This window comes from Micromonospora sp. CA-263727, from assembly GCF_050942455.1.
GTDB lineage: Bacteria > Actinomycetota > Actinomycetes > Mycobacteriales > Micromonosporaceae > Micromonospora.
Window position 1 is genome coordinate 5,678,273 of sequence record NZ_CP192031.1, and the last position, 15,805, is coordinate 5,694,077.

Annotated in this window: 14 protein-coding genes and 3 pseudogenes; 3 read left to right on the plus strand and 14 right to left on the minus strand. The window is 72.7% G+C overall.

From position 1 onward, the window contains the following. Positions 1-80 precede the first annotated feature (80 nt). Positions 81-986 (plus strand): DUF4097 family beta strand repeat-containing protein, encoded by a 906-nt coding sequence (locus ACQPYA_RS24735; RefSeq protein WP_433529476.1) that lies wholly within the window; start codon positions 81-83, stop codon positions 984-986. Here the strand turns inward: ACQPYA_RS24735 and ACQPYA_RS24740 are convergent. From ACQPYA_RS24740 to hrcA, 13 genes and pseudogenes are all read right to left on the minus strand, one after another. Next, on the minus strand, positions 973-2,289 hold the full coding sequence (locus ACQPYA_RS24740; RefSeq protein ID WP_433529477.1) for an acyltransferase family protein: 1,317 nt from the start codon (positions 2,287-2,289) through the stop codon (positions 973-975). The two genes, ACQPYA_RS24735 and ACQPYA_RS24740, sit on opposite strands and share 14 nt — an antisense overlap. A 186-nt stretch (positions 2,290-2,475) precedes the next feature. Continuing rightward, positions 2,476-3,372 (minus strand): GTPase Era, encoded by an 897-nt coding sequence (gene era / locus ACQPYA_RS24745; protein ID WP_433529478.1) that lies wholly within the window; start codon positions 3,370-3,372, stop codon positions 2,476-2,478. Between the two features lie 76 nt (positions 3,373-3,448). Then, the gene (locus ACQPYA_RS24750) at positions 3,449-3,826 is read right to left on the minus strand and encodes a cytidine deaminase (protein ID WP_433529479.1); all 378 of its coding nucleotides are present in this window, start codon (positions 3,824-3,826) and stop codon (positions 3,449-3,451) included. Beyond that, on the minus strand, positions 3,819-5,225 hold the full coding sequence (locus ACQPYA_RS24755) for a hemolysin family protein (protein WP_433529480.1): 1,407 nt from the start codon (positions 5,223-5,225) through the stop codon (positions 3,819-3,821). The genes ACQPYA_RS24750 and ACQPYA_RS24755 overlap by 8 nt, the downstream gene beginning before the upstream one ends. Then, positions 5,201-5,674 (minus strand): rRNA maturation RNase YbeY, encoded by a 474-nt coding sequence (gene ybeY, locus ACQPYA_RS24760; RefSeq protein WP_433529481.1) that lies wholly within the window; start codon positions 5,672-5,674, stop codon positions 5,201-5,203. The genes ACQPYA_RS24755 and ybeY overlap by 25 nt, the downstream gene beginning before the upstream one ends. Before the next feature lie 15 nt (positions 5,675-5,689). Beyond that, positions 5,690-6,055, minus strand: a pseudogene (locus ACQPYA_RS24765) (PhoH family protein); the annotation flags it as partial. Between the two features lie 306 nt (positions 6,056-6,361). Then, positions 6,362-7,138: pseudogene (locus ACQPYA_RS24770) on the minus strand (PhoH family protein); the annotation flags it as partial. Next, positions 7,127-7,822: pseudogene (locus ACQPYA_RS24775) on the minus strand (PhoH family protein); the annotation flags it as partial. The pseudogenes ACQPYA_RS24775 and ACQPYA_RS24770, both read right to left, overlap by 12 nt. A gap of 184 nt (positions 7,823-8,006) precedes the next feature. Further along, positions 8,007-9,395 carry a serine hydrolase domain-containing protein gene (locus ACQPYA_RS24780; RefSeq protein ID WP_433529482.1) on the minus strand — a complete coding sequence of 463 codons (1,389 nt, stop codon included), beginning with the start codon at positions 9,393-9,395 and terminating at the stop codon, positions 8,007-8,009. Further along, positions 9,392-9,754: a histidine triad nucleotide-binding protein gene (locus tag ACQPYA_RS24785; RefSeq protein ID WP_433529483.1), complete on the minus strand. Its 363-nt coding sequence runs from the start codon at positions 9,752-9,754 to the stop codon at positions 9,392-9,394. Before ACQPYA_RS24785 ends, ACQPYA_RS24780 begins: the two co-directional genes overlap by 4 nt. A gap of 84 nt (positions 9,755-9,838) precedes the next feature. Next, on the minus strand, positions 9,839-10,573 hold the full coding sequence (locus ACQPYA_RS24790) for a 16S rRNA (uracil(1498)-N(3))-methyltransferase (protein ID WP_433529484.1): 735 nt from the start codon (positions 10,571-10,573) through the stop codon (positions 9,839-9,841). Between the two features lie 20 nt (positions 10,574-10,593). Continuing rightward, positions 10,594-11,739, minus strand: a complete 1,146-nt coding sequence (gene dnaJ / locus ACQPYA_RS24795; RefSeq protein WP_433529485.1) for a molecular chaperone DnaJ — start codon at positions 11,737-11,739, stop codon at positions 10,594-10,596. Between the two features lie 73 nt (positions 11,740-11,812). Further along, the gene (hrcA, locus tag ACQPYA_RS24800; protein ID WP_433529486.1) at positions 11,813-12,835 is read right to left on the minus strand and encodes a heat-inducible transcriptional repressor HrcA; all 1,023 of its coding nucleotides are present in this window, start codon (positions 12,833-12,835) and stop codon (positions 11,813-11,815) included. 210 nt (positions 12,836-13,045) lie between these two features. Between hrcA and ACQPYA_RS24805 the strand changes: the two genes are divergently transcribed. Further along, positions 13,046-13,618, plus strand: coding sequence for a DUF4870 domain-containing protein (locus ACQPYA_RS24805; protein ID WP_433529487.1), 573 nt, complete (start codon positions 13,046-13,048; stop codon positions 13,616-13,618). 42 nt (positions 13,619-13,660) lie between these two features. Here ACQPYA_RS24805 and hemW read toward each other — a convergent pair whose 3' ends face one another. Then, complete coding sequence (gene hemW, locus ACQPYA_RS24810; RefSeq protein ID WP_433529488.1) at positions 13,661-14,884, minus strand: radical SAM family heme chaperone HemW; 1,224 nt, start codon at positions 14,882-14,884, stop codon at positions 13,661-13,663. 20 nt (positions 14,885-14,904) lie between these two features. Between hemW and ACQPYA_RS24815 the strand changes: the two genes are divergently transcribed. Beyond that, the gene (locus ACQPYA_RS24815; protein WP_433529489.1) at positions 14,905-15,693 is read left to right on the plus strand and encodes an enoyl-CoA hydratase-related protein; all 789 of its coding nucleotides are present in this window, start codon (positions 14,905-14,907) and stop codon (positions 15,691-15,693) included. The last annotated feature ends 112 nt before the right edge of the window (positions 15,694-15,805 follow it).

Here is a 15,805-nt window from a genome sequence, read left to right on the forward strand (position 1 = left end):
GGAATTCAGGGTCCGCTCCGGGTCACGGTGCCGGCGAACCCGGATGCGCATCCGTCGACGCCGGTCGTAGCGTGCTCGGCATGGCTCTGCATCGGACCAACGCCGCGCCCGGGACCAACGCGGTGCCCCGGACCAACGCCACCACGCCCCGGACCAACGCCGTGCCCCGGACCAACGCCGTGTCCCGGACCAACGCCGTGTCCCGGACCAACGCCGTGTCCCGGGTCGGCATGGCGGTCGCGGCGGCGGCCACCCTGATCGTCCTCGCCGGGTGTGACAACCTCTCCTTCCGCCGGCTCGACTACGACACCACGGAGGCCGCCCGGGTGACCGCGATCCGGGTCCTGCCCGGCTCCGGCGACGTGGTGGTCCGGGCCGACGGCGACGCGGACGGGGTACGCATCAAGCGCGTGGTGCGTTACCAGGGCGACCAGCCGGGGCCGACGTACGAGATCAAAGGCACGGAGCTGGTGCTGGACACCTCGTGCGGCAACCGGTGCAGCGTCTCCTACGAGGTGATCACCGGTGAGGGGGTCAGCGTCCAGGGCGAGACCGGCTCCGGCAACGTCGACCTGAGCCGGGTCGGCCAGGTGGAGGTCAAGGTCGGGTCGGGCGACGTGCGGGTGTCCGACGCCGCCGGACCGGTCCGGGTGGAGACCGGCTCGGGCAACATCGAGGTGTACGACGTGGCCAGCCCGGTCGTGCTCCGGGCCTCGTCCGGGAACATCACCGGAACCCGGCTCGGCGGCGAGACGGACGCGCAGGCCCGGTCCGGCAACGTCACCATCGATCTGGAGCGGCCCGCCTCGGCCCGGTTGCACGCGTCGAGCGGCGACGTCGAGCTGACCGTGCCGGCCGGCGCGTACCAGGTGCGATCGGGGGCCGGCTCCGGTGAGGTCGACCTGGGTGTGCCGAACGATCCCGCCGCCACGCTCGTGCTCGACCTGCGCACCGGCAGCGGCAACATCACCGTCACCTCGCGCTGACTCCGCCGCCCCGTCCGCGCTGACCCGGTACGGCGTCCTCGCGACGCTCCGCCGCGCGACCGGCCGACGGGCGTCCGGTACCGGCCGGCCGGGCACCAGCGGAGCGGCCGGCGCCGACGGGCTGCGCGTCGCCAGGACGGCCGGCGCCGGCCGGGAACTCGTCACCGGAGCCGCCGGCACCGGACGGGTACTCGTCACCGGAGCGGCCGGGACCGGACGGGGAACCGCTCGGCGCGGCGGGCTCGGCGCGGGCCCGGCCCTCGGCGGAGACCGACGCCGGACGGGGCGGGGAGACCGCCGGACGACGCCCGCCGGGGATCAACTCGGGCGGGCGCTGCGCCGCCACGTCCTCGACCCAGCCGAACAGCGCGGTCACCACGCCCAGCAGCAGGAAGACCAGCACGATCCGGATGGCCAGGCCCAGCAGGTCCTGGTGCGACCAGCCGACCACGTCCACCAGCGGGGTGAGCGCGACCACGAACGCCATGTGCCACAGGTAGACGGTCAGCGCCCGCCGGTTCAGCACGGTGACCACGCGGCCGAACAGCGCGTTGCGGTCCACCCACCCCGCGCTCGACGGCGCGCGGCCGAGCGCCAGCAGGATGAACGCGGCCGACCAGAGGGCGTTGCCGAGCTGGTTGTCGTTCAGGTCGTAGCCACGCGGGCCGGGGTGGGCCAGGATCCAGGCGCCGCCGATCGCCGCGAGGGCGAGCACGATCGGCACCAGGACCCGGTTGGCCAGGCGGCGCAGCATCCCGGCCTGGTGGGCGAAGCCCAGCAGCCAGGCGCCGAAGTAGAGGCCGAACTCCCGGAGCACACCGGGTGCGTTCGGGTAGATGCCCATCTCGATCGCCAGCAGCAGGCAGTACGGGGCGAGCAGGGTGGGCAACGGGAAGCGCCGGAACAACCAGAGGGCCACCGGGGAGGCGAGCACGAACCAGAGGTAGTCGCGCAGGTACCAGATCGGGCTCAGCGCCAGCGCGCCCCAGTAGTTCGCCGGCGGGTCTGACACCGGGAAGAGCCAGAGCAGCACCTTGGGGGTCAGCGGCAGTCCGGTGAGCAGCATCGCCGGCACGAAGATCGCGGCCACCACCCACAGCGACGGCAGCAGCCGGCGCAGCCGCCGGCCGACCGCCGTGGGCCCGGACCGGTGCAGGGAGGCCGCCATCAGCGACCCGGCGAGGGCGAACATCACCGACATCGCCGGAAACAGCAACGTCAGCGAGGCCCAACCGGTGACGTGGTAGACGACGACCCGCACGATGGCCAGGAAGCGCAGCAGGTCCAGGTATCTGTTTCGCATCAGCCTGCATCTGTGTCCGGGGGCAGTGGACGTACGATTCCTACCCTCCGGGGCCGGCCGGTGAAACGGCCAGCTACCCACCGGGATAGTGAAACTTCCCATATGCCTGACCGGTACCGATCAGCCGTCAGGGGTGCCGCGCGTCCGGATTCGGCCACCTCGTGCGGTCGCCCGACCGGACCGGCGTCAGAACCCGAGCTTGCGCAGCTGCTTCGGGTCGCGCTGCCAGTCCTTGGCCACCCGTACGTGCAGATCGAGGTAGATCCGCGTACCCAGCAGCTCCTCGATCTGACGCCGGGCGGTGGTGCCGACCTCCTTGAGCCGGCTACCCCGGTGCCCGATGACGATCGCCTTCTGGCTCGGCCGCTCCACATACACGTCGGCGTAGATCTTCGTGAGCCGCCCCTCGGGGATCATCTCCTCCACCACGACCGCGATGGAATGCGGCAGCTCGTCCCGGACCCCCTCCAGCGCCGCCTCCCGGATCAACTCCGCGACCAGCACCTGCTCCGGATCGTCGGTGAGCATGTCGTCCGGGTAGAGCTGCGGGGACTCGGGAAGATAGCGTGTCATCACCTCGACCAGGGTCTCCACCTGGTGCCCGGAGACCGCGCTGACCGGGACGATCTCGGCGAACTCGCCCAACTCGCTGACCGCGAGCAGTTGCTCGGCCAGCCGCTTCCGGTCGACCAGGTCGGTCTTGGTGACCACCGCCAGCACGGTCGCCTTCAGCTCGGCCAGTTCCCCGGTGATGAACCGGTCGCCGCGGCCGATCGGCTCGTCGGCCGGGATGCAGAGGCCGATCACGTCGACCTCGCTCCAGGTCTGCCGGACCAGGTCGTTGAGCCGCTCGCCGAGCAGCGTACGCGGACGGTGCAGACCGGGGGTGTCGACCAGCACCAGCTGCGAGTCCGGCCGGTGCAGCACCGCCCGGATGATGTGCCGGGTGGTCTGCGGCTTGTTCGAGGTGATGGCGATCTTCTGCCCGACGATCGCGTTGGTCAGCGTGGACTTGCCGGCGTTGGGCCGACCGACGAAGCAGGCGAAACCGGCCCGGTACGGGCGCTGCCCCAGGTCACTCATGCCGGCACTCCGCTTCGCTCCGCACCGTCATGACGCACCACCACACCGAACCTGACGATTCGCTCGCTGCGCTCGCTCATGCCGTGACCGTGCCGAGCACCGTGCCGTCCGGCGCGGCCACGTGCACCGGCGCGTCGGCGGCCAGGTCGCGCACGGCCGCGTACCCGGCGCCGTCCAGGGTGGACGCCTCGGTCACCACCGCGGCGGCCTCCAGCCGGGTCGCGCCCGCCGCCGCCGCCGAGGCGACCGCCAACTGGAGCGCGGTGATCGTCAACGAGGGAAGCGACACGCTGGCCGCCGCGTACGTACGGCCGTCCTGGTCCCGAACCGCGGCGCCCTCCACGGCCCCCACCCGGCCCCGGGCTCCCCGGGCGAGGATGACCAGCTTGCCGTCCTCGGCACTCAGCTCGGAGCCGGTGGGCCGGGCGGCCGGTACGGCGGGTGACTCAGGCATCGGCGGGTTGCCTCTCCTCGGATCGGTCGTTGTCGCCCCGGGCGGCGGTCGGCGTACCGCCGGGGTTGTCCTGCGAGTCGGTCGACGCCGCCCGGCAGACCAGCACCGTGTCGATCCGGTTGCGCCGGCCGGTGGTGCCCTCGGCGAGCAGCCGCAGCCCGGCCACCTCGACCTCGGCGCCCGGGATCGGCACCCGGCCCAGGGACTGCGCCAGCAGACCCCCGACAGTTTCCACCTCGTCGTGCGGCAGCTCGGTGTCGAAGAGCTCGCCGAGATCCTCCACCGGCAACCGGGCGGTGACCCGCACCGCGCCGTCGGGCAACTGCTCGACCGGCGGGCGTTCGACATCGTACTCGTCGGTGATCTCCCCGACGATCTCCTCCAGGATGTCCTCGATGGTGACCAGCCCGCCGGTGCCGCCGTATTCGTCGACCACGATGACCAGGTGGTTGCGGGCGGCCTGCATCTCCGACAGCAGGTCGTCGACGGGCTTGGACTCCGGCACGAAGGTGGCCGGTCGCATCAGCTCGGCCACCGGGAGCTGGTGGTCCTCCGCCGCGCCGCCCTGGGTGCGCCGGATCAGGTCCTTGAGGTAGAGCACGCCGAGCACGTCGTCGACGCTCTCGCCGATCACCGGGATGCGGGAGAACCCGGAGCGCAGGAATAGCACGAGCGCCTGGGAGAGCGTCTTGCCCGACTCGATCCACACCATCTCGGTACGCGGCACCATGACCTCACGGGCGATGGTGTCGCCGAGGGCGAAGACCGAATGGATCATCTGCCGTTCGCCGTGCTCCACCACCCCCCGCTGCTCGGCGAGGTCGACCAGCTCACGCAGCTCGACCTGGGTGGCGAAGGGCCCCTCCCGGAAGCCGCGCCCCGGAGTCACCGCGTTGCCGATCAGGATCAGCAGCGACGCCAGCGGGTTGAGCACCCGGCCCAGCCAGCGGACCAGCGGCGCGGCGGTCCGGCCCACGGCGTACGCGTGCTGCCGGCCCAGGGTGCGCGGACCGACACCGACCACCACGAAGCTGACCACGGTCATCGCCCCGGCGGTGACCAGCGCCGCCCACCAGCCCGCTCCGAAGGTGTCCACCGCGACCAGGGCCACCAGCGTGGTGGCGGTCAGCTCGGCGAGCAACCGGAGCAGCAGCAAAAGATTGAGGTGACGGACCACGTCACCGGCGACCGCCTGGAGGGTACGGGCGCCCCGCTCACCGTCGCGGGCCAGTTCGGCGGCGCGGGCCGGCGAGACCGCGGCCAGGGCGGCCTCGGTCATCGCGATCAGGCCGGCGAGCACCACCAGCCCGGCGGCGAAGACGAGCAGTTGCAGGTCGGGTAGGCCGGTGGCGGCCGCGGCCAGTGGAGTGTCCATCACCGGGAGCGGGTCGACCGCCAACTGGACAACAGCCGGGCCTGGAGCCCGAACATCTCCCGCTCCTCCTCCGGCTCCGCGTGGTCGTAGCCGAGCAGGTGCAGGACGCCGTGCACGGTGAGCAGGTGCAGCTCGTCGTCGGCGCTGTGCCCGGCGGTCGCCGCCTGTTTCGCCGCCACCTCCGGGCAGAGCACGATGTCACCGAGCAGGGCCGGTTCACCGGAGGCGGCGGCATTCTCACCGGGCCCGTGGTCGACGCTGCCCTCGTCCATGGGGAAGGCGAGCACGTCGGTCGGCCCGTCGCCGCCCATCCAGCGGTGGTTCAGGTCGGTCATGTAGACGACGTCGACCAGCAGCACGGAGAGCTCGGCGAGGGGGTTGACCCCCATCTCGTCGAGCGCGTGCCGGGCGACGGCGAGCACGGCGTCGGTGTCGACCTCGACACCGGACTCGTTGGCGATCTCGATGGACAACTGTCTTCCCCCGGTCTAGCGGCGCCGGCCGGCGCGATTGCCCTGGGCACTGCGCCCGGCCACCGCGTGCACACCCTGTGCCTGCTGGTTCTCCCGCTCGGCGTCCCAGCGGGCGTACGCGTCGACGATCGCACCGACCAGTCGGTGCCGCACCACGTCGGCGCTGGAGAGCTGCGCGAAGTGCACGTCCTCCACGCCGCCCAGGATCTCCCGCACCACGCGCAGTCCGCTGGTCGTCCCACCCGGCAGGTCGACCTGGGTGACGTCGCCGGTGACCACGATCTTGGAACCGAACCCGAGCCGGGTGAGGAACATCTTCATCTGCTCGGGCGTGGTGTTCTGCGCCTCGTCGAGGATGATGAACGCGTCATTGAGCGTGTTGTGCGTGACGATCAACTCGTCCGTGACGTACAACGAGTCGGCGGACGCTACCTGGATGCAGACCGTCTCGGCCTGTCCTGCCGGTTCGATGGAGTCGATGAAGCGCATCGGACGTCCACCGCCCACAGCGTCGTACGCTGCGCGCTTGCGAGCAAGACGGAACGGCTGCAGGCCCTCCGGAAGCCGGATGTCGAGGACGAAGGCATCGTGCCGATACTCGACGGACCGCCCTCGCGCCAGTCCAGGCTTGCGACCTGACGCCGGGCGCACCCGGGAGTATGCGACGCCGCCGAGCGAGCGAACCAGGAAGATGACATCGTCTCGCAGCTGTGCGGAGCACGTCGTGTACTGGATCCGGCACGTCCCACCCTGCCGGGTGACCGGCCCACCGTCGCTGTCGAGTAGACCCTGCAGGAGAGCGAGGCGCACGGTGGAGCTATTGAGGCGATAGCACTCCGGCACGAACTTCGTGCTCGACCGGCTGCCGGCAAGACCCAGCTCGCGCAGCGTTGCGGTGACCGGATTGGCGACGATCACCCCGCCCCGCCCACCGGCCGGATCGCGGAGCACGTAGTCGACTTCGCCCTTGCGGTCCAGGCTGATCTCCGGCAGCTCCGTCTGCAGCGCCTCCGCGAGCTCGGGATCCGCGGTGCTGAACGATGGAGTCGTCTTCGTCGAGAGACATCCGTCTCCGAGCAGCAAACCCAGCGCGTAGGGCGACATCGGCACCTCGCGCGGCACGAACTCCACCGGCTGGACAAGTGGCAACTCGAACCGGTGCACGTGACCGCGGCGCAGCCGGCCGATCATCTCCTGAGTCTCCAGCACTCGGGCAGGGCGGCCATGACTGCGGTCGTCCGGGGTCCGCACGGTCCACAGGTGCTCGCCGCAGGCGAGGGTCGACGCTCCGTCCTGGGTGGTGACCTGGTACACGTCCTTGCGGCCCTGCGGGTAGACCCCGAGCACCGGGGTCGGCAGGCCGTCGGAGCCCACCACGAGGTCGCCGACCCGCAGCTCGCCGATGGGCCGCCAGCCCTCCGGGGTCAGCACCTTCGCCGACAGCGGCTGTGCCCGGCCACGCATGTAGGCCAGCGGGGCGACCTCGATGGTGCCCGCCGCCATCAGCTTCGGGATCGTCTCCGGGTCGAGCATGTCGTGCAGCGCGTCGTAGAGCGGGCGCAGGTACGGGTCGATCTTCTCGTTGAGCGTGCCGGGCAGGAAGCCCAGCCGCTCCCCCGCCTCGACCGCCGGTCGGGTCAGGATGATCCGGTTGATCTGCTTGGCCTGCAACGCCTGGACCGCCTTGGCCATGGCGAGGTAGGTCTTGCCGGTGCCGGCCGGACCGATGCCGAAGACGATGGTGTGCGCGTCGATCGCGTCGACGTAGCGCTTCTGCCCGAGCGTCTTGGGCCGGATGGTGCGCCCGCGCCGGGAGAGGATGTTGAGCGTCAGGACCTCGGCGGGCCGCTCCGCGCCGCCCTGTTCGAGCATGCCGACGGTACGCCGGACGGCGTCTGTGGTCAGGGTCTCGCCTTTCTCGATGAGTTCGAGCAGTTCGCTGAAGATCCGCTCGGCGAGGGCGTTGTCGGCGGGGGCACCGGTGATGGTGATCTCGTTGCCTCGCACGTGCACGTCGCTGTTCACCGAGCGCTCGACCAGTCGCAGGATCTCATCACCCGCGCCGAGCAGGTTGACCATGATCTTCGAGTCGGGGACCGTGATCCTGGTCTGCACCCGGGGCGGGCCGGGAGGTGGGGTGCCGGTCATAGGTCGGGCCGAGGGGCCCTGCGCCACCTGCTCTCGATCTCGGCGCCGGGCCAGGTTGCCGCGGCGTGCGGACGTTACCTCCATCGTATCGGTTCAACGGCGCGGGCACGCTGCCCATTTCCGCCGGTCGAGCCGCCTCGCACCACCGGACAAAACGGGCAGGGCGCGGCGGGTGCCGGCAGGCTCAGGCGCGGAAGTCGTACCGGTCGAAGGTCTCCTGGCGCCGGGTGAACCGGTACGTCGCCCAGTGCATCCGGACCACCACCCCGGCGGAGTCCCGGGTCAGCCGGAGCAACTCGCCCACCTCCCGGCCGGCGACCGTGCGGAACACGTCCGGCCGCTCCGGCACCGGCGCGAAGACCGCCGGCGGCTTCCCCTGCGGGTCACCGGCGCCACGGGCCCGCAGGGCGCCGTCGTGCCAGCCGAAGACGTACTCGAAACCCTCGCCCCACCAGCGGCCGAGCAGCCCGCGCAGGTGCGCGGGAGCCGGCTCGCCGGGCCGCCACGGGTCGATCTCCGCCGGGTCGTGCTCGACCGCGGCGGCGAGCAGCCGGTGCGGCAGTTCCAGCAGCTCCGCCGCGGTGCCCGAGGAACCCAGCACGGCGACGCCGAACGCACCCGGGGCGCCCGCGCCGCCGCGCCGGCCGTACACCCCGGCGAGGAAGCCGGGCATCGCGCCGTCGTGCCCGACGTGCACCACCCGCTCCCCCTGCGGCACCACGATCAGCCCGAGGCCGAAGCCGCCGGCCCAGACGGTCTCGTCGGTGACCGTCAGCGGCCAGCGCATCTCCTCCAGGGTGGCCGGGTCGAGAACCCGGCCGGCCGCGTCCAGCGCCGCCGGGTCGGCCAGGAACGCGGCCCACCGGGCCATGTCGGCCGCGGTGCTCCAGAGCTGCGCGGCGGGGCCGACCGCGCCGAAGTCGGTCGGCGGCTCCGGATGCGCCTCGTCGGAGTACGCGTCGACCAGGAAGCCGGTCGCGGCCCGGGGCCCCGGGGTCACCGTGGTGGCGGTCAGCCCGAGCGGGGTCAGCACCCGCTCGGTCAACACCTCGGCCCAGGTTCCGCCCCGCAACCGACCGACCAGCCGGCCGAGCAGCGCCATGCCCAGGTTGGAGTAGTGGTAGCGGCGTCCCGGCGGCAGCACCCGCTCGGCGCGGGCCAGCTCGGCCACCAGTTGGTCGACGTCCGGCGCGCGCAGCGTGTCCCAGACGTCGCCGTACGGCTCCCGTTGCAGGCCGGCGGTGTGCGACAGCAGCCGGCGCACGGTCAGCTCGCCGTGCGCCGGCAGGTCGAGGTGCCGGTCCAGCGGGTCGTCGAGGTCGAGCAGGCCGTCGTCCCGGCACTGCATGGTCAGCACGGCGGTGAAGGTCTTGGTCACCGAGCCGATCCGGAACCGGGTCTGCTCGTCCAGCGCGGTGTCGTTACCGGTGCCGCCGACCGTGCATGTCCATAGGGGACGGTCGGCCCGGTTCACCGCCGCCGAGACCGCCGGCACCCGGGCCTGCGCCTGGACCTGCCGCACCAGCCGTTCCAGGTGGCCGGCGGCGGCGGCACGGCCGGCGGCCACGGTCACGCGACGTCCCGGGCCAGCATCGGGCCGAGCGGGGCCCCGCCCAGCAGGTGCGCGTGGGCGTGGAAGACCTCCTGGCCGCCGTACGCCCCGGTGTTGAACATCAGCCGGAACCCGTCGCCGAGCAGGCCCTCGTCCTCGGCCACCGCGGCGGCCGTGGCCAGCACCTCGCCGGCCAGCGCCGGGTCGCCCTGGCCGAGGGTGGCCACGTCCGCGTAGTGCTCCTTCGGGATGACCAGCACGTGCACCGGCGCCTTCGGACTGATGTCCCGGAAGGCGAGCGTGGCGGGGGTCTCACGGACCACCGTGGCCGGGATCTCCCCGGCGACGATGCGGCAAAAAAGACAGTCAGGAGTGCTCACCGACGCAGTGTAAGGAAGGGCCCCCTATTAACGTCTCAGGTATAGGAGGGGCCCCCTCCTAACATTTCGCCGGCGGCGGGTGGGTCACCAGCGCAGGAGGCGGGTGGCGAGGACCGCCAGGGCGGCCACCCCGGCGGTGGAGGTACGCAGCACCGAGGCGCCGAGGCGGACCGGGCGGGCGCCGGCCTCCTGGAAGGTCGACAGCTCCGCCGGGCTGATGCCGCCCTCGGGGCCGACCACCAGCACGATCTCGCCGCGATCGGGCAGTTCGGCGGTGGTCAGCCGGTCGGTCGCCGCCTCGTGCAGCACGTACCCGGCGGCGGCCCCGGCGATCCGGCGGGCCACCGAGGCGGTGGACTCGTCCGGCGCGCCCGCCAGCACCGGCAGCCACGCCCGGCGGGCCTGCTTCGCCGCCTCCCGGGCGGTCGCCACCCACTTGCCCCGGGCCCGTACGCCCCGCTCGCCGCGCCACTGCACCACCGAGCGGCTCGCCGCCCAGGGCACGATCTCGTCCACCCCGACCTCGGTCATCGCCTGCACGGCCAGCTCACCCCGGTCGCCCTTGGCGATGCCCTGCACCACCACGAGCCGCGGGTTCGACGCGTCGGCGTACCCACGGGCGGTGATGTCGAGGTCGAGGGTGCCCCGGCCGACGGCGGTGACCACCGCGGTGGCCGTGCCGCCCCGGCCGTCGGCGAGCAGCAGCTCCTCGCCCACCCGCAGCCGCTGCACGGTGGCGGCGTGGTGGCCCTCCGGCCCGTCGAGCAGCATCGAGTCGGCGGTCGGCAGCGACTCGACGAGAAACAGCGGGGCGGACACGAACGACAGGTTAGTGCGGCTCAGGCGTGGCCGTTGAAGGCGTCGCGCATCCGGGAGAAGAAGCCGCCCTGCTTGCTCAGCTCGGCGACCTCCTCGCCCCGGGTCTTGGCGAACTCGCGCAGCATCCGCTCCTGCTCGGCGTCGAGCTTGGTCGGGGTCCGGACGTCGAGATGCACGTAGAGGTCGCCCCGACCGGTGCCGCGCAGGTGCGGCACGCCGCGGGCGCGTAGCCGCAGCGTGCTGCCCGGCTGGGTACCCGGCTTGACGTCGACCGGCTCCTCGCTGTCCAGCGCCTTGATGGTCAGCCGGGTGCCGAGCGCGGCGGCGGTCATCGGCACGGTGACCCGGCAGTGCAGGTCGTCGCCCTTGCGGGAGAAGACGTCGTGGGGCCGCTCGTGGATCTCCACGTAGAGATCCCCGGCGGTGCCGCCGCCCGGGCCGACCTCGCCCTGCTGGGCGAGACGGATACGCATGCCGTCCTCCACCCCGGCCGGGATCTTGACGGTCAGCGACCGGCGGGTCCGGACCCGGCCGTCGCCGGCGCAGGTCGGGCAGGGCTGCGGGATGGTGGTGCCGTGCCCCTGGCAGACCGTGCACGGCCGGGCGGATACCACCTGGCCGAGGAAGGTGCGCTGCACGGACTGCACCTCGCCCCGGCCACCGCACGCCTCACAGGTGGCCAGATGGGTGCCGGCCGCGGTGCCGGCCCCGGAGCAGGTGGTGCAGAGCACCGCCGTGTCGACGGTGATCGGCGCCTCGACCCCGAAGGCGGTCTCGTGCAGGTCCAGTTCCAGCCGCAGGATCGCGTCGGCGCCGGGCCGGGTACGCGGCCGTGGCCCCCGGCCGGCACCGGTGGCGCCGCCGAAGAAGGCGTCCATGATGTCCTGGAAGCCGACGAACGGGCCGGCGCCCCCGGGGCCGCCCGGGCCGCCGGGACCGCCGCCGCCCGGGGCCAGCGGATCGCCACCGAGGTCGACGATCTGCCGTTTCCGGTCGTCCGACAGGACCTCGTACGCGGCGTTGATGTCCTTGAACTTCTCCTGTGCCTCCGGGTCCGGATTGACATCCGGGTGGAACTGCCGCGCCAGCTTGCGGTAGGCGCGCTTGATCTCGTCGTCGGAGGCGCCCCGGCTCACGCCGAGAATGCCGTAGTAGTCCCTGGCCACTGCGTTCCGTGTCCTCGTGTTCGTCTCGCGTTACGCCGTTCGGCGGCGGCAGCCTGCCGTCGGCCCTGACTGGTCAGTTCTGGGCCAGCAGCTCGCCCACGTAGCGTGCCACGGCCCTCACCGTGGCGATGGTGCCGGGGTAGTCCATCCGCGTCGGTCCCAGCACGCCCATCCCCCCGACGATGGTCGCGCCCGGGCCGTATCCGGTGCTGACCACGGAAGCCGCCCGCAGGTTGTCGATCTGGTTCTCGTCGCCGATCCGCACCCTCAGCGTGCTCGGCTCCACCTCGCCGATGAGCTTGAGCAGGACGACCTCCTCCTCAAGCGCTTCGAGGATCGGACGCAACGAGCCCTGGAAATCGAGCAGGCCACCCCGGGTGAGGTTGGCGGTGCCGGCCAGGGCGAGCCGCTCCTCGTGCCGCTCGACCAGAGTTTCCAGCAGCACGGTGGAGAGCGTCGTCATGGCCGGACGCAGGTGCGGCAGGGACTCGTCGATGAGCGCCTGCACCAGCGGCGGGGTGTCCGACAACCGGGTGCCGACCAGCTTCTCGTTGACCAGCCGGCGCAGGTCGAGGACGTCCTCGGCGGGGATCGGCGCGGGCAGCTCGACCAGCCGCTGCTCGACCCGGCCGGTGTCGGCGATCATGACCAGCATCAACCGGGTGGTGGAGATCGGCACCAGTTCCAGGTGGCGCACCCGGGACCGGGCCAGGCTCGGGTACTGCACCACGGCGACCTGGCGGGTCAGCTGAGCCAGCAGCCGGACGGTGCGATGCACCACGTCGTCGAGGTCGACCGCGCCGGCCAGGAAGCGCTCGATGGCCCGCCGCTCGGCCGGGCTGAGCGGCTTGACCCGGCTCAGCCGGTCGACGAAGAGCCGGTAGCCACGGTCGGTGGGCACCCGGCCGGCACTGGTGTGTGGCTGGCGGATGTAGCCCTCCTCTTCCAGCACGGCCATGTCGTTGCGGACGGTGGCCGGCGAGACGCCGAGCTGGTGCCGCTCGACCAGCGCCTTGCTGCCAACCGGCTCCTGGGTGGCGACGTAGTCCTCGACGATTGCCCGAAGCACGGCCAGCTTGCGGTCGTCGAGACCCATCCTTTCCACCTCCTGTCGCTGGTCAGCCCCGGAGGCGACGGCCGCCGGAACAACGCCCTGGCACTCGACTGTAGCGAGTGCCAGTCTACGTCGGTGGCCCCGCCGACGCGATGATCAAGTCACCACAGCTGTCCGAGGTCCGATCGTCGGGTTGACACTCGCCGGTGTCGCTATGGTGCACCGTTGCCAGTGGCACCTAACGTGACCTCCATGACTGAACCACCTCGTCCCTCAGACGCCGGCGACGAACCCACGACTCCAATGTCCGGCTCCGCTGGCCAGCCCGGCTATCCCCCGCCCGGCGGCTATCCGCCGCCCACCGGCGACCAGCCGCCGCCGGCTGGATACCCCCCGCCCGGTGGCTACCCCCCGCCGGGCGGCCAGCCCGGTGTCGGCTACCCGACCGGCGGCTACGGCGCTCCCGCGCCGCCCCCCGGCTACGCCAGCAACGAGGACAAGACCTGGGCGCTGATCGCCCACTTCGGCGGCGCCGCCGGCGCGCTGATCAGCGCCGGACCGCTGGGCTTCGTCGCACCGCTCATCGCGTACGTGGTCCGCGGTCAGCAGTCGCCGGCCGCCCGGGCGCACGCCGTGGCGGCGTTGAACTTCCAGATCCTCTGGTCGATCATCGCGTTCGTGCTGCTCTTCGTGAGCTGGTGCCTGGCCTTCCTGCCCAGCATCGCGGTCATGGTGATCCAGATCATCTTCGGCGTCATCGCCGGCCTCAAGGCCAACGAGGGACAGCACTACCGCTACCCGATGTCCGCCAGCTTCATCAAGTGAGCCGATCCGGCCAGCCGACGGGCTGGCCGGATCCGCCCTCGCTCAGGGCAGCAGGTCGCGCACGACGGCGTCGGCCAGCAGCCGGCCGCGCAGGGTCAGCACCGCCCGGCCGGCGGCGTGGTCGTCCGGAGTCAGCAGGCCGTCGGCCAGGGCGCGCTCCGCGCCGGCCCGGCCGGCCTCGTCCAGCACCGCCAACGGCAGGCCGCTGGCGAGCCGCAGCCGGAGCATCACGTCCTCCATGTGCGCCTCGTCGTCGGTGAGCACCTCCCGGGCGAGTCCGGGTGACCCACCGGTGGCCAGGCGCTGCGCGTACGTGCCGGGGTGTTTGACGTTCCACCAGCGCACGCCGCCGACGTGGCTGTGCGCCCCCGGGCCGAGGCCCCACCAGTCGCCGCCGGTCCAGTAGAGCAGGTTGTGCCGGCACCGGGCGGCCGGCGTACGGGCCCAGTTGGAAACCTCGTACCAGGAGAAACCGGCCGCGCCGAGGGCGGCCTCGGCGGCCAGGTAGCGGTCCGCGGCGACGTCGTCGTCGGGGTACGGCAGCTCGCCGCGACGCATCCGCGCGGCCAGCCGGGTGCCGTCCTCGACGATCAGGGCGTACGCGCTGACGTGGTCCACGCCCGCCGCCACGACCTGGTCCAGCGAGGCGGCGAAGTCCTCGGCCCGCTCCCCCGGCGTGCCGTAGATCAGGTCGAGGTTGACGTGGTCGAACCCGGCGTCGCGGGCCTCCAGCGCGGCGGCGGTGGCCCGGCCGGCGCGGTGCCGGCGGTCGAGCACCGCGAGCACCCCCGGGGCGGCCGACTGCATGCCCAGCGAGATCCGGGTGTAGCCGGCCGCCCGCAGCTCCTTCAGCGACTCGGGGTTGACCGACTCCGGGTTGGCCTCGGTGGTCACCTCCGCGTCGCCGGCCAGCCCCCAGGTGCGGTCGATGGCGTCGAGGATCCGGGCCAGGTCGTCGGCGGGCAGCAGGGTGGGGGTGCCACCGCCGACGAAGACCGTCTCGACCCGGCGCGGCGGCCGGTCGCCGAGCACCCGCGCGGCGAGCGCCAGCTCGGCGAGGACGGTGTCGGCGTAGCCGTCCCGGCTCGCGCCGCCACCCAGCTCCTCGGCGGTGTACGTGTTGAAGTCGCAGTAGCCGCAACGGCTGGCGCAGAAGGGCACGTGCACGTACACCCCGAAGCCACGGTCACCCACGGTCGGGCGGGCGGAGGCGGGCAGCGCCCCGTCGACGGGGACGGGTTCGCCTGCTGGAAGGAGGCCGGGCATGGCCACTAGTGTGCCCTCACATGACCTCTGCCGACGCGCTCGTCCGGGTTGCCACGGCCCGTGGGGTGACCACCCTCACCCTGGACAGCCCGCACAACCGCAACGCGCTCTCCACGCCGCTGATGACCGAGCTGCTGACCGGGCTGGCCGCCGCGGTCGCCGACGACACGGTCCGGGTGATCGTGCTCGACCACACCGGCCCGGTCTTCTGCTCCGGGGCGGACCTGAAGGAGACGGCGGCCGCGTACGCCAGCGGGACGGTGCCCGCCGGGATGCTGGGTGACGTGCTCGCGGCGGTCTGGGAGTGCCCGAAGCCGGTGTTGGCGCGGGTCGGCGGCCCGGCCCGGGCCGGCGGGCTGGGCCTGATCGCGGCGGCCGACCTGGCGGTCTGCGCGGCCGAGGCGACGTTCGCCTTCACCGAGGTACGGATCGGGGTGATCCCGGCGGTGATCTCGGCAACCGTGCTGCCCCGGCTGCACCCCCGGGCGGCGGCCGAGCTCTACCTGACCGGCGACCCCTTCGACGGCCGGCGGGCGGCGGAGATCGGCCTGGTCACCGCCGCGGTGCCGGCCGACGAGCTGGACGCCGCGGTGGAGCGGTACCGCGACTCGCTGGTGCACGGCGCCCCATCCGCGCTGGCCGGCGCGAAGGAGTTGCTGCGCCGCCCGGCCGCCACCGGCCTGCGCGCCGAGTTGGCGGAGCTGGCCGCGGTCTCCACCCGCTACTTCCTCTCCGGTGACGGCGTCGAGGGGGTCGCCGCGTTCCGCGAGAAGCGCCCGCCCCGGTGGGTGGCCGAACTCGACAGGTGAGTACCGGCCGGGACGGGGAACCCCCGGTCGGCGCGGTCCCGTGGCGGGTGGAACCGGTCGGACGACCCGAACGGACCGATGGGGGACGTACGCTTGGCGGACGTCGTACGGG